The sequence below is a fragment of the Ruegeria sp. BG8 genome, assembly GCF_056538325.1.
In genome coordinates this window covers 741,401-755,356 of record NZ_JBQFSZ010000001.1, presented here as the reverse complement: position 1 = coordinate 755,356, position 13,956 = coordinate 741,401, and the positions used below count along the sequence as shown (strand labels likewise).

Below are 13,956 nucleotides of genomic sequence, written 5' to 3'. Positions count from 1 at the left end.
CGTTCTTATACCGGAAAACCCAACTGGTTTATCAGTCGCCAGATGTCTCGGTTGGCCTCTGACAGCTGGGTGACAACTTTTTCGATTTCCTGCATCGCCTCTTCGTCGACGGTGTCTTCGCGACCAAGGCGAATATCTGTTTTTCTGTCGGCGATCCGCATCAGGATTGTCTTTGGGTTGCCGCTGTCAGGATCGAAGGAGTAGATGCAATGGTTGTATCTGTTGCGGATGCCTGAAAGCTTGGACAACCTCTGCGTGTGCTCCAAAATCGGGTCGCGAATGTCCGGAGGGCGGCCCTCCATTTTGGCCAGCCGTTCAACCAGGTCAATGCGCGCTCGAGTGGTGTTCAGCGTCAAGAAGATAATTACGGCTACGTCTTTATGCGTACGTGTTAGACCCGCGATCAGATGGATCAGCAGGCTTTCCGTGTTGGTCCACATGTAGTTGAGCTTGCCAACCAGCAGGATCAGACGGTCAAAGCGGGCCTCGAAATCTTCAGTCAATAGTCACGTTTTGCGCCTCTTCCGGGGCCACCTCAAAAAAGAACTGCGCCGCTGCCGTTCGGTTGCTGACGCCGATTTTGCCCACCACGTTGTGCATGTGCAATTTGACCGTATGTTCAGTGATCCCAAGGTTCGATGCAATGATCTTGTTGCTTTGACCTTTCGAGACCAACTGCAAAACCTGTTTCTCTCGCCGTGTTAGCTTGGAGTACAAAGGATGCAGATCGCCAGAAACCTGTGGGGATTTTTGAGCAGGCGTATTTGTGTTTGACACGCAATGAAACAGAAAACTGGGCAGGTAGAGTTCTTCGTGCAGCAAGAGCCGCAGTATAGAGCGCCAAGCATCAGGTGCTATGTTCATCGGCAAGTAACCGATGTCGCCATGTTCCTTAGGATTCCATCTGTCGAACAGGTATCGCGCGGAATCTTCTTTGCGGTAAGCAAACACGACACTGCCTGATCCCGCGCTGTCACGGTACTGTTGAGGGCGCGCCAGCAAGTCTTCTGTCGCCATCTGATCAACAATTATTATTCTTCCGAGACCATTGTCTTGTAGCTTTGGATTCGGCATCGAAGAAATCGATTCGTAGCGGTGTGTGGCGACACCGAATTCCTTTTGGACACCCTCAATGGTTTGGTCTGAGTAAAACAGAGCCTTGCCGATAAAATTGATCGAGAATTCATCCAAACTTTGTTGGTTTTCTATGGCATTATCCCGAAGCGGAATGCTCATTCTCTCCCCCTATCAAAACCACGCCGCACAAACGGCGAAATCGTCAACTGAACATCAAAATAAATATTAACCGAATATTAACGCATTTGAGGCGACGGCCATAGAAGAAAGTACTATTTTTCGAAAAGTTCGATAGTTAACAGGTGTTTGGTTCTAGAACTTTCGGTCAGGTTAAACTTACCACTTCTCGTATAAGTAGAAGAAATCAATGGGTTTCCTAAACTGCCGGTTTTAAATCGATTTTTCCGCTTTATTTCGAACAAAAATTCAACAAAACCAAAAATACAACAATAAAAACAACAGGTTAAATTTTCTAAAACCTACGGTTAGCTATTCACGGCGGATTACTGCTGCAACCATGAACGGGCTCCAATTTGAGGGGCTGATTTTCCTGATGCGTCCGCGAATCGTGCATTCTCGCGAGTTTTTCCAGCAGACGCAGGTCCGGCTTGGCCGAGAAAGGAGGGTGGGAGACGAATTCACCGAAGAAACCCGCACTCATGCGTGTTTTGCGCCTGCGTGCATTTTTGTTTCAACGCGCCAGTCACCGTTTTGGAGATGAATGACGGTCAGTGCGCTCAGTAAGTGGAATTTGATATGAGTAAGACACGTAACCCAGCCATCGACATTGATGAAGTCAACGTCGGTAAAGCTTATGTTCCGGTGGACGCAGATATTTACGTTGAAGACGCCGACGTAGAGGCCGAACTGACCGAACAAGAAACCAACGTAGACAACGAACAAGACCAGGACCAAGGCCAGATTCAGGGCCAGGCGACAGTCGTTGAAAACGGTCAGGGTCAGGACCAAGGTCAAGGCCAAGATCAGGGTCAAGGCCAAGATCAGGGTCAGGATCAGCACCAAGGGCAGCGACAAGTTAACGGGAATAATGACAATTCTAATTCGGTTCACATAGATTTTGGTGATGCCGGCGCGTTAGGTCGGGATGATGATCTAGTCGATGTAGACGTTTCCGAGGGATCCTCTATCGGTAAAGTCATTACGGTCGGAGACGATTTTGACTACGACCCGGGCGATGACCTGAACCTGGACATAAACCTCAGTGGTCCAGGAAACGACATGTCAACCATCAATAATCAGTTGGCTAACCTAAGCGATGATGACCATCTTGGTTCGGCTGCAGTGTCCAATACCGGAGAGTTTGATCAGGAGGGTAGCGCCCATGGAGGCCGTGCCACCGCTGATGAAGGTATCGGCTCGCACTCCGATGGTGGTAACTCCGGAAACGGTGGTTCCACTGCTGCGGGCAATGCATCTGGCAACACCACCGGAGGTGACGCATGGGCCTTTGGGGGCCACAGCGGCCAAGCTGATGGAACGGGAGTTGGCGGCCTAGGCGGCTCTTCCGGCGATGCGACCAATTTTAGTGTGGGTTTTGGTCATTCTGATGCCACTTCAAATGGCAGCAGTAACGCTGGTAATGGAGGACAGGCTGCGAGTAATGCGGCTGCTCACAATGTTGGTGCTTCGGCCTCTGATGGGACCAGTACAGCCGGTGAAGGCGGTGATGCTGGATCGATCGGTCTGGGCTTAGGTTTAGGTTTGTCGAACGCCGATAACGACGGAACGACCAAAGGCGGCGACAATGTTTCGCACGCTGGAGCACTGGGTGCAGGTAGCGCGTCCAATGACTCCGATGCCAATGGTGCCAATGGGGGAGAGGGTGACGCTGAAAATGACGGTGCCGCAATCAACCTTGGCGGCAGCAATACCGAAGCCAATGACGCTGATGCCGGTAACCTTGGACTTGGTCTTGCGGGCAGCTTTGCAGGAAGTGCAGCCGATGCAGATTCGGGCGATGGCAATGGTGCAACCGGCACGGGTGGCAATGGTAACGGTTCAGGCGGAACCGCTGGCAACGGTAACGGTGCTGCAGGAACTGGCGGAGCAGGAACCGGCGCATCTGGTAGCGGGGGCAACTCCGGTCAGGTAGACGCGGCTTTGGCGGCGCTGAACCAGCAGAACGGTCTGGTTGGCCTGAACGCTGGTCAAGCAGGTGCCGGGAACGGCGGCGGTGACACCAACGGTGGAAACCCGGGTGTTGGCGGTGAAGGCATCGGTGGCGGAGCAGGTGGCGGTGAAGGCACTGGCGGCGGAGCAGGTGGCGGCGACGGCACCGGCGGCACAGGTGTTGGCGGCGACGGCGATGGTGGTAAGGCCTACGGTGGAATCGCCGATTCTCGATCGGATTCAAAGGGTGTTGGCGAGCAGACCACAACCGGCCCGAACATCACACAAACACCGGGTGATGTAGATGGTACAGCCAGCCTGCCGCAAAACGCGAGCGGCGATGGCGGTGCGGCCGGTACGAATGACACCGATGGATCCGCAACTGGTACTGGCACCGGAACTGCAACTGCAGACGGCTTTGGTGGCGGTGGCGGCGCGATCCAGCAGGATGCGATGTCCAGCGGAACCGGTGCAGGGTCAGCCGACGCCAGCAATACTGCGGGTGGCGGTGGTGCCTCCGACCTGTTCTCATCTGCGGAAACCGACGGTTCGGCAGATAGTCTGGCTGAAGCGATTGCTGGATACGGTGGTGACGCCATGTCCGACAATGATGCGACCTCGACTGGTTCCGGCACTGCAACCGGCACGGCGTCGTCCGGCTTCGGCGGCGGTGGCGGTGCCGGCGCGGGCAATGGTGGAACCAGCGGCGACGCTTCAGGTACCGCTATGTCCGGTGCGACCACAGGTGCCATGGTGAACGGTGGCGATGCGTCGGGTGCGTATTCCGGCGCGGGCGGCACTGGCGGCCACGCTGGTGAATGGGGCTCCAACAATGCTGGCGACGGCATCGTAACGGGCGAATCCTACGCATCGGCGGCTGCAGTGGTCGATACCTCGGCCTTCAACCAGTCGATCGTTATGGGTGCCAACGTTCTGGGTAACTCGGTCGATACGACAATGGTCGGTGGTTCGATGACCTCCAGCTACGCTAGCGACGATAACGACACTTAAATTGGTGCAATACGGATCAGGGCCTGAATTACCGGGCCCTGATCCATTCGATGAAAAATGTCGGGGCCAAGGCAGATGGCCCCGATTCAACTCAACCCTCAACGACTTATTTTGATCGTTTTGGGGAAGGGAAAAACAAAATGTCTTTTGATAGTATCAGTGAGACGATTGCCCATTTCATAGGAACATTTGAGCTGACGAGCGAGCAGGCCCGGATGCGAGATCAATATCAGGAATTCACTGCGCTCAGGCGAAAGGCCGAGCTGGAAGACCTGGAAGAAGGTAAAGCTGTCAAAGTAAAAGCCGACCTCAAGCTTGATCCCGGAAAGTACGGTGCTTTGCCCTTTACATCCGCGGTTGATCACGCTGATATCCCCCTTCCGCCGGTGCCCCCTGCGCTCGGCCCCGGCACGGAGACATTCTATCAACCTGTTGCCGCACCAGATTATGTTGCCCCCGACGCGGCCATTTTCACAGGGTCGTTTACGATCATTGTGGAAGAACCCATTTTGACCCCCGAACTGATTGGATCGGCCGTCACGTACAATTTCCAAACCCTGAACCTGAGTGACAATGACACGATCGGGCTGGGTGATTTCCGAGACGTTGAAGAATTGATGCAGCAAGGACAGGAGTTGCTGGAGACCGCCGTCTCGCTGCACGCTGTCGCTGCCCCGTCGTTCGACATTAGTGATTACCAATCCGCCGAGAACCTCGAAGCCCTCAAGGAGCAAATTCAGACGCCGATCGCGATGTCGGTCGAAGGGGCAACTGTGCACCAATTCCAGGGTGACGCGGCTTTGGGTGTTATCGTGAATGGTGAGCATGTTGAAGAGGTGGAGGATTGGATAGACATCGTCCCCAAGCACCACCTTCCTGATGAAGAAGAGGAAGACGAAGATCAGTTTGACCCGCTTCCGGTCGAATGGGATCAGTCTGAGGATGCTGAATTTGGTGACGGCCATAGTGTCATTGCGGGCGGCAATCTTGCGATAAATGAAGTCGCTATTACAGTAGGTTGGGTGGACGCGCCGGTTATCGCGGTTGGCGGACAAGCCGTTAACCTGACGGTTGTAAGTCAGGTCGCGGTCGTATCCGACCATGATCTGGGTGAGGAAGACGTCCAAAGCGAAACCAAGGTCGTACAATCCTCAAGTATATCTGTGGAAAGCAACGAGGCGCCCTGGCTGGACCAGAACGTATCAGAACCCGGGCAGGACCCGATCATAGCGATCACCTGGATCTCAAGCGATCTGTTCGTCACAAATTTCGTGAAACAGGTTATCGACGCGACAGATATCGACCACGTCGAAACCGAGATCGAAGCAACGACCAGCCTGTACATCATGGGCGACAACGATCTGGTAAACGCCACGAATATCGTGGAGCTAGGCAGCTACTACGATTTGGTTCTCGTCGGCGGCGACATGGTGTCCGTCGATATGATCCATCAGACGATTGCTTTGGTCGACGACGACAACCTTGTGGGTGTGACGGTCGAAGAAGAATTGAACGAAAACCTTGTCATGAACCATGTCGAGTTGACGACAATCGGCGAGGATACCCACGAAGAACTTTCAGACACTCTGGCCGAGGTTTTACCTTTGCAGGAGATGGACACAGAAGCCTTAGAAGATGCCTTGTTGAACGACCCGCTCTACGCGGGGATGGAGCAAGTTCGAGTGCTCAAGATCGAAGGCGACCTGGTGCAGCTTAATGTCATCGAGCAGGTGACCACGCTGACCGATCAGGACGACGTTCACATTAAAGGTGGCAAAGGTGCCGAAGCTTCGGCCCTTGGCGCGGGCAACGCGCTGTTGAACGCCGCAAGCGTTTCAACTATCGGCGTCGACTCGGTCATTATGGCGTCTGAAGGTGAATATTCTGACGTGTTGTTACATCAGGCCAGCCTGATCGACACTCCGGAAGACGATCTCGAGGTCGAAATTGGCAATGATGCCATCGCGATGTTGCTGGAAGAAACAAGTGGACCCGGCAAATCCGACATGGCGCCCGGGCACAATAAGCTGACACCGTCAGAGATGATCAATGCCGATGACGCCTTAAGCACGATGTTAGCTTAATTTCCCTGTTTTTTACGAGTGATCTGAAAGTTTGAGTATGTCGATATTGTTTTCGTCGCGCCGCTCTTTTCCTGCCAGCCCATTGGATGGCCGGGGCGGTGCCGATCCGTCGAAACCGCCTGCTGGGCAGTCGCAAAGATCGGCTAAACCCATGCCAGAGCTGCGCTTAAGCGAAGAAATGCGCGTTCGCCCGATCAGGGACAGTTCAGCAAAACCAGAAGTCAAAAAGATAGACGTGGATATTGCCGAGAACCCAACCAACAAAGCTTTTCAAAAACGCGCCGAAACGTCGTTTCAGCGCGCTTCGCCGCAGTCCGATAAGGGTGGAACCACTGAGGGCCGTGGCGCTGGGGTGGCCGATGCTGAAGGCCCCGAACCTCAAACCGCCAAAGACCAGACCGCGCGGGTCCCCCCCTCGTCGCGCTCGAAAGGCGGTGCGAATATTGGCACCACCATCGAGGCCAAGGCAAACCAGCCACTGCCCCTGAAAAAGGGTGGTGGTGGGGACGGTAACGGGCCACCCCAGACTTTTCACAAGCGTACCCCGCCCGAAGACTTTCAGCGGACGCTGCAAATTTCGATGCGGGCGATATTGCGGAACCTTGCGTTCGTTCTGGTTCTGACATGCGCAACCAACATCCTGATTCTTGCGATCCCGATTTACCTGTTCCAGATCAGCGACAGGGTTTTGACCAGCCGCTCATTGGACACCTTGATCATGCTGACGGCGATCGTTGCAGGGGCTGTGATCTTTCAATCGGCTTTTGATGCCGTTCGCAGGTTCATGTTGATGCGCACTGCGGTCGAGGTGAACGCGCGACTGGGCGCCCCTATCCTGAGCGCCGCTGCCCACGCGTCTTTGCATGGGACAGGTCGCGAATATCAGACACTTGGAGATCTACAGCAGGTCAGGGGCTTTCTCGTCTCGGGGACCCTGATCTCATTTCTTGATGTACCTTTTGCACCTTTGTTCATTCTGATGATCTTTCTTGTTCACCCGCAATTGGGCACGATCGTCATCGTTACGGCGCTGTTGCTGATGGTCATCGCGCTGATCAACCAGCGCATGACAGCCAAGCCTTTTGCCGAGGCGAACAAGGCGCAATCCATGGCCAATCAGCACTTGGATTCCATGTCGCGCAACAGTCAGATCATCAACGCGCTGGCTATGATCCCCGAGGCCGTGCGGATCTGGGGGCGCGATACGGCGCAGTCTCTGACCTGGCAGGTCCGTGCACAGGATCGCAACGTGATCTTTGCTGCGATTTCCCGAGCGGTTCGCCTGCTGACGCAGATCGCAATTCTGGGTTGGGGGGCATATCTTGCCCTGCAGGGTGAGATCACCGGCGGCATGGTAATTGCTGCGTCGATCATTGCAGGGCGTGCCTTCGCCCCGATCGAAGGTTCCATCGAAGGGTGGAACTCTTTCCTGCTGACACGCGGCGCTTATGCGCGGATCAGCCACCTGCTGACCAACTCGGCGCTTCAGTTTGAAAAACTGCGCCTGCCGCGCCCCGAAGGCCGGTTGGATGTCGAACGTCTGCTGTACGTGCCCGGCGGTACCAAGCGCGTTGTGTTGAACGGCATCAGTTTTTCGCTCAACCCCGGTGAGACACTGGCAATCATCGGCAATTCAGGTGCGGGTAAAACGACCTTGGGCAAGACGCTTGTCGGATCGATACTGCCAACGTCGGGAAGTGTTCGGCTGGACCTTATGGATATCCGCAACTGGGATCCGCGCCAATTTGGTGAAAGCATCGGGTACCTGCCTCAGGATGTTCAGCTGTTTCCCGGTACGATCAAGGACAATATCGGACGTATGCGCGAAGACGCCACGGACGAACAGATCCATGATGCAGCAGTTTTGGCGGACGTGCACAACATGATTGCAACGCTTCCTCAGGGGTATGAAACCGTGGTTGCGGCGGACGGATCACCTTTGTCTGGTGGTCAAAAACAACGGATTGCGCTGGCGCGGGCCTTCTTTGGCAACCCACGCATGGTTGTCTTGGATGAGCCGAACTCGAACCTGGATGTCGCCGGCGATCAGGCCCTGGCCCGAGCGATCGCTCAGGCCAAGGAAAATAAGATCACTGTGGTGGTGATCACGCAGAAACCGACGCTTTTGAATGCGGTCGACAAAATCATGCTGCTGACAGATGGGCGTGTTGCGTTGTTCGGTCAACGTGAGCAGGTGCTGCAACAGTTGAACGGACCGCGCAAACAATCCGGCATCGAAGATCAGAAGGGGTGAAGTCAAATGAATGATCTGGTTCCGGTCAACAATGATCCTAATGATCCGACCGTTTGGTACGCCGAAGTTCCGCGATCCATCGGCCGCCTGATCGTCGTCGGGTTCCTTATGCTTGTCGTTTGTTTTGGCGGGTTTGGCGTCTGGTCGTTCAGCGCCCCGCTGGCGGCTGCGGTGATTGCGCAGGGCAGTTTTGTTGCCACGGGACGCAACAAGATCGTGCAGCATCTTGAAGGTGGCATCATCGAAGATATCAAGGTGATTGAAGGGCAGCAGGTCGAGGCCGGACAGGTCTTGATGACGCTTGACCAAACCTCGGCCGAAGCGAATGAGAGAGAGCTTTTTATCCGTAAAATCCGTTTGCGGGCGATGACGGAAAGGCTGCAGGCTGAGTACAACGAAAAGGAGCGGCTTGAGTTTTCAACGTCTTTGATTGAGGCCACAGATGACGTCGAGGTCATGACCATTCTTGACGGTCAAAGGATCAGCTTCGACGTATCGCGAAAGACCCTGTTGAACGACATCGCCCTGCTAGAACGGAACATGGAAGCGCTGAAAATCCGCTCCAGCGGCTTTGAAGCGCAATTGGAAAGCATGAAGCGCCGTTCGGACATCCTGCAAGAGGAATACGAAACCAAAAAAGCACTGTTTGACAAAGGGTTGGTGCGAAAGGGTGATTTGAATACAATCCGGCGCGTTCAGGCAGAAGCCGAAGGCCAACAGGCGCGTCTGGCGGCTGAATCCTCGGAAATCAACCAGATGCTTTTGAAGTTCGAAGAACAGATTACCCGGACGCGGTCGGCATACCGCGAGGCGGCTCTGGATGAGTTGGGCGTGATTGAAGCTGATCTGGAAAGTGTACGCGAAAAAGCGCGTCAGGCGCGCAGCGTTTTGGATCGCGCCGTTGTGCGGGCTCCGGTAACGGGAACAGTTGTTCGCCTGCATTACCACACGCCCGGCGGCGTCATCGAAACAGGTGAGCCGATTGCCGAAATCCTCCCGGCTGACGCGCCTTTGATCATCGAAGCACAGATCCCACGTACCGAGATCGACAGCGTCGGAACAGGTCAGAATGCAACCGTGCGCCTTGTTGCGCTGAACCAGCGCACAACTCCGGTTCTGAGCGGAGAAGTGTTTTATGTTTCCGCCGATGCACTGGTCGAGGATTCGTCTGGCACGCCACAGGAGGTTTACCTTGCCCGGATTTCGCTTGCGCCAGATGAAATCGAGCGTGTCCGCGGGTTCATACCCACACCAGGGATGCCAGCAGAGATCATGATTCAGACCGAAGAACGCACCTTTGCAGCCTATATCGCAAAACCGGTGACAGACAGCATGTCACGCGCCTTCCGAGAACACTGATCGTCTGATCAGGCTACACCGCGCAGATTCAGCATGTTAGCATCTGGTGAGATTCACCAGGAGAGCCCACATGCCGTTGACGGTAAAAGAGATGATGGAAGCCGCAAACGCGGTCGTTGAACGTATCCAGATGGAAAAGGCCGCCGAGCTTATCGCTGAAGGCGCTTTGTTGCTGGATGTTCGCGATGCGATGGAGCTTAAGCAAAACGGTCGCGCTGCCGGTGCACATCACATCCCGCGGGGTATGTTGGAGTTTCGCGCTGATGATGCGTTGCAATCGTATGACCCCGAACTTCGAAAAGACAGAGCCATCGTTTTGTACTGTGCCGCCGGAGGGCGTGCTGCTTTGGCGGGCAAGCTTCTGAACGATATGGGATATTCCCAAGTATACAACCTGGGCGGCTTTGCCGACTGGGTCAACGCCGGTGGCGAGGTTTCAGACGGCTAAGCGTTGAGGAACGTTCTGACGGCGGCCTCGAATTCCCGGGGTTTTTCGGCGTGCAACCAATGACCGGCACCCGGGATCTTGGCAAAACGGGCCGACGGGAAAAGCCCGCGAATTATTTCTCGGTGCTCTGGCAAAACATAGTCTGAGTCAGCGCCAGACAGGAATAACGCGGGGCCGTTCCATGTCAGGTGCAGACCAGGAAAACTCATGATCTTGGGCATCTCTGCCGCCAGGGTGTCCAGATTCAGCAGCCATCTTTGCCCCTTGATATCAAGAGACTGCGTAAAGAAGCTCTGCAGTGATTTATCCACCCCGAGCGTGGCCAATTGCTGTTCGGCATCTGATCGACGTTCGACCACAGAAAGGTCTACGGCACGCATGGCATCAATGAACTGAAGCTGGCTATGAGTGTACGTCACCGGCGCGATATCAGCCACGACCAGCTTTCGAACAAGCGCGCCGTGTTGCAAGGCTAGTGCCATGCTGGCTTTACCACCCATAGAATGCCCGACGACGTCAACGCGTCCACCGAAACTGTCGATCACCTCGGCCAGGTCCTCTGCCATGCCGGGGTAGTCGTGTTGCTGGGTCCATTCGCTGTTGGCGTGGTTGCGCATGTCTACGGCGATCACTTGGCGTTCATCCGACAACCTGCGCGCAATAACGCCCCAGTTTCGGGCAGAGCCATAGAGGCCATGCGCGATCAACAGGGGTGGGTTTTCGGTTGGTTCGCCATGAAGGATCGTATTCAGCATAGTGCCGTGATACCTGCCAAGGCTTCAAACAACCAGCCCCATTGTCCGCGCCACGCGACATAGATATGGTGACGCGTCAGGAGGCCGCCAAATGCCGCAGAATTCAGACATCCAGAGCCAGATCGCACAGACAGTTCAGCTGTTGCGCGACAAGCTGGGTGTGCGTGACAAAACACTGACCGCTTCGGTCAAAAAGGCCAAACGTCAGTTGCCGCGACGCGTCTACAAACAAGCGATTCTTTTGGCACAGGCCGAACAGATGGCGGCTCATCCCAAGTTACGCTTGGTGTTGGATACCCCAAAACTTGTTCAGGCATCCGAAGACGTCCAGGAATATCTGGGTGGTATCAGCCTTGCTGATCGGCGATTGGGATGGTTTCTGGGGATGCTCGGCGGCCTTGCCTTCAACATGCTGGCACTGTTCGTTTTGCTGTTGGTTTTTCTAAGATGGCAAGGCTTCATCTAAGTAAAACGGCGCCCAATGGGCGCCGCAAAAATTTTGATTCCAAAAGACCTTACAGGTTCGGATAGATCGGGAAGCGTGCGCAGAGTTCGGCAACTTCTGCCTTGACCTTGGCTTCGACTTCTCCGTTGCCTTCCTCGCCATTCGCGGCCAGCCCGTCGACCACTTCGATGATCCAGTCCGCGATCTGGCGGAATTCAGTCTCACCAAATCCACGGGTGGTTCCAGCAGGAGAGCCCAAACGGATACCGCTGGTGACAGTTGGTTTTTCGGGATCAAAAGGCACACCGTTCTTGTTGCACGTGATATGCGCACGGCCCAGAGCCTTTTCGGTTGCGTTGCCTTTGACGCCTTTGGGGCGCAGATCAACCAACACGACATGGGTATCGGTGCCGTGGGTCACGGTGTCCAGACCGCCCTTGATCAGCTGATCCGATAGCGCCTGCGCGTTGGTGATGACCTGCTGGATGTAGGTTTTGAACTCGGGGCGCAGGGCCTCGCCGAACGCCACGGCTTTACCTGCGATGACATGCATCAAAGGTCCACCCTGAATGCCGGGGAAGATGGCCGAGTTCACTTTCTTGGCGATCGCTTCGTCATTGGTTAGGATCATGCCGCCACGTGGTCCGCGCAGGGTTTTATGCGTGGTTGTGGTCGCAACATGGGCGTGCGGGAAGGGGCTGGGGTGTTCACCCGCAGCAACCAGACCGGCGAAATGGGCCATGTCCACATGCAGATAGGCACCGACCATGTCTGCGATTTCACGCATCCGGGCAAAGTCGATCTGACGCGGGATTGCCGATCCACCAGCGATGATCAGTTTGGGCTGGTGCTCTTTGGCCAGTGCTTCAACCTGATCATAGTCCAGCATGTTGTCTTGCTGGCGCACACCGTACTGGACAGCGTTGAACCATTTACCAGACTGGTTGGGGCGCGCACCGTGGGTCAGGTGCCCACCTGCGTCCAGCGACATGCCCAGAATGGTGTCGCCGGGCTGGATCAGGGCCTGAAAGACACCTTGGTTCGCCTGGCTGCCGGAATTCGGCTGTACGTTTGCGAACTCACAGCCAAACAATTGCTTGGCGCGGTCGATGGCAAGGTTTTCCGCCACGTCGACAAACTGGCATCCGCCATAATAGCGACGACCGGGGTAGCCTTCGGCGTATTTGTTGGTCATGACCGAACCCTGCGCTTCCATTACGGCGGCAGAGACGATGTTTTCCGAAGCGATCAGTTCGATCTCATCACGCTGGCGGCCCAATTCGGACGTGATCGAGCCGAACAGCTCTGGATCACGCGCGGACAGGGATTGGGTGAAGAAACCGGTATCACGAAGATTGGCGTTCATTGTGGCTCCACATGGCTGGGGATTGACTTGCGGATTTCCTATCGGAAACGAAGCGGGGGAAAAAGTGGTAAAGCGACGATTTGGTTCTCTGGGGCGTCAAGTCTGGCCTATTGGGGAAAGGTATGTTTGTTTCGGAACCAAATGTGCAGCACCGGAAACGGGAACGGATGACAAAAAGAATCGCTTTTCTGGCCAGCGACGCCAAAGTGGCGCAATCCGCGCGGGACAGCCTTGTTAAACTGTATGGCAATGCCGCGCCGCGGGACGCAGACGTTGTCGTCGCCTTGGGCGGGGACGGCTTTATGCTGCACACGCTACACAACATGCAGCACCTCGATACACCGGTTTACGGAATGAATCGGGGCACGATCGGGTTCCTGATGAACGAGTTTCATGAAGACGACCTGATGGAGCGTCTTGCCGATGCCGAAGAAGAGGTGATCAATCCTCTGACCATGCGGGCGATGGATCAGTCCGGCAAGCTGCACGAGGCGTTGGCCATTAATGAGGTTTCGCTGTTGCGGGCGGGTCCGCAGGCGGCGCGGCTGAAAATCAGCGTTGATGGTCGGGTTCGCATGAACGAATTGGTTTGCGACGGAGCGTTGCTGTCAACGCCGGCCGGATCTACCGCATATAACTATTCTGCGCATGGTCCGATCTTGCCTATAGGCTCGGATGTTCTGGCCCTGACGGCGATTGCGGCTTTTCGTCCACGCCGATGGCGGGGGGCATTGCTGCCTAAGATTGCCAAGGTACGATTTGACGTTCTGGATGCCGAAAAACGCCCGGTCATGGCTGATGCCGATTCGGTATCTTTCCCGGATATAGACTGGGTCGAAATCCGATCCGAGCCGTCCATCCAACATCGGATCCTTTTTGACCCGGGTCACGGTCTGGAAGAGCGTCTGATCTCCGAACAATTCACCTAAATCTGCAAACCGATACGTTTTTTTCGACTTATGTGAACCAGTTCACAGGAGTTTGATTAAGGTTTGATTAATCTGAACATGCCCGGAGATACATCACG

General features: G+C 55.2%; 11 protein-coding genes. 7 read left to right on the top strand and 4 right to left on the bottom strand.

From position 1 onward, the window contains the following. Positions 1 to 5: 5 nt before the first annotated feature. Complete coding sequence (locus ACR0DG_RS03795) at positions 6 to 503, bottom strand: hypothetical protein (protein ID WP_480694456.1); 498 nt, start codon at positions 501 to 503, stop codon at positions 6 to 8. Continuing rightward, positions 496 to 1,236 carry a helix-turn-helix transcriptional regulator gene (locus tag ACR0DG_RS03790; protein ID WP_480694454.1) on the bottom strand — a complete coding sequence of 247 codons (741 nt, stop codon included), beginning with the start codon at positions 1,234 to 1,236 and terminating at the stop codon, positions 496 to 498. Before ACR0DG_RS03790 ends, ACR0DG_RS03795 begins: the two co-directional genes overlap by 8 nt. 597 nt (positions 1,237 to 1,833) lie before the next feature. Between ACR0DG_RS03790 and ACR0DG_RS03785 the strand changes: the two genes are divergently transcribed. The 5 genes from ACR0DG_RS03785 (at position 1,834) to ACR0DG_RS03765 (ending at position 10,363) form a co-directional block, all read left to right on the top strand. Next, the gene (locus tag ACR0DG_RS03785) at positions 1,834 to 4,218 is read left to right on the top strand and encodes a hypothetical protein (RefSeq protein WP_480694452.1); all 2,385 of its coding nucleotides are present in this window, start codon (positions 1,834 to 1,836) and stop codon (positions 4,216 to 4,218) included. Between the two features lie 140 nt (positions 4,219 to 4,358). Then, entirely contained in the window at positions 4,359 to 6,302 is a 1,944-nt protein-coding gene (locus ACR0DG_RS03780) for a type I secretion protein (protein WP_480694450.1), read from the top strand. A gap of 37 nt (positions 6,303 to 6,339) precedes the next feature. Beyond that, positions 6,340 to 8,556 carry a type I secretion system permease/ATPase gene (locus ACR0DG_RS03775; protein WP_480694449.1) on the top strand — a complete coding sequence of 739 codons (2,217 nt, stop codon included), beginning with the start codon at positions 6,340 to 6,342 and terminating at the stop codon, positions 8,554 to 8,556. 6 nt (positions 8,557 to 8,562) lie between these two features. Beyond that, entirely contained in the window at positions 8,563 to 9,915 is a 1,353-nt protein-coding gene (locus ACR0DG_RS03770; protein WP_480694447.1) for an HlyD family type I secretion periplasmic adaptor subunit, read from the top strand. A 70-nt stretch (positions 9,916 to 9,985) separates the two neighbouring features. Continuing rightward, the gene (locus tag ACR0DG_RS03765; RefSeq protein WP_480694445.1) at positions 9,986 to 10,363 is read left to right on the top strand and encodes a rhodanese-like domain-containing protein; all 378 of its coding nucleotides are present in this window, start codon (positions 9,986 to 9,988) and stop codon (positions 10,361 to 10,363) included. On the opposite strand, the gene ACR0DG_RS03760 is transcribed toward ACR0DG_RS03765, so the two are convergent. Further along, complete coding sequence (locus ACR0DG_RS03760; RefSeq protein ID WP_480694443.1) at positions 10,360 to 11,118, bottom strand: alpha/beta fold hydrolase; 759 nt, start codon at positions 11,116 to 11,118, stop codon at positions 10,360 to 10,362. The two genes, ACR0DG_RS03765 and ACR0DG_RS03760, sit on opposite strands and share 4 nt — an antisense overlap. Before the next feature lie 91 nt (positions 11,119 to 11,209). On the opposite strand from ACR0DG_RS03760, the gene ACR0DG_RS03755 reads away from it, so the two are divergent. Further along, the gene (locus tag ACR0DG_RS03755; RefSeq protein WP_480694441.1) at positions 11,210 to 11,584 is read left to right on the top strand and encodes a hypothetical protein; all 375 of its coding nucleotides are present in this window, start codon (positions 11,210 to 11,212) and stop codon (positions 11,582 to 11,584) included. A gap of 49 nt (positions 11,585 to 11,633) precedes the next feature. Here the strand turns inward: ACR0DG_RS03755 and glyA are convergent, their stop codons facing one another. Then, complete coding sequence (gene glyA / locus ACR0DG_RS03750; protein ID WP_480694439.1) at positions 11,634 to 12,929, bottom strand: serine hydroxymethyltransferase; 1,296 nt, start codon at positions 12,927 to 12,929, stop codon at positions 11,634 to 11,636. A 122-nt stretch (positions 12,930 to 13,051) separates the two neighbouring features. Between glyA and ACR0DG_RS03745 the strand changes: the two genes are divergently transcribed. Continuing rightward, positions 13,052 to 13,858 (top strand): NAD kinase, encoded by an 807-nt coding sequence (locus tag ACR0DG_RS03745; RefSeq protein ID WP_480694437.1) that lies wholly within the window; start codon positions 13,052 to 13,054, stop codon positions 13,856 to 13,858. Positions 13,859 to 13,956: the final 98 nt, after the last annotated feature.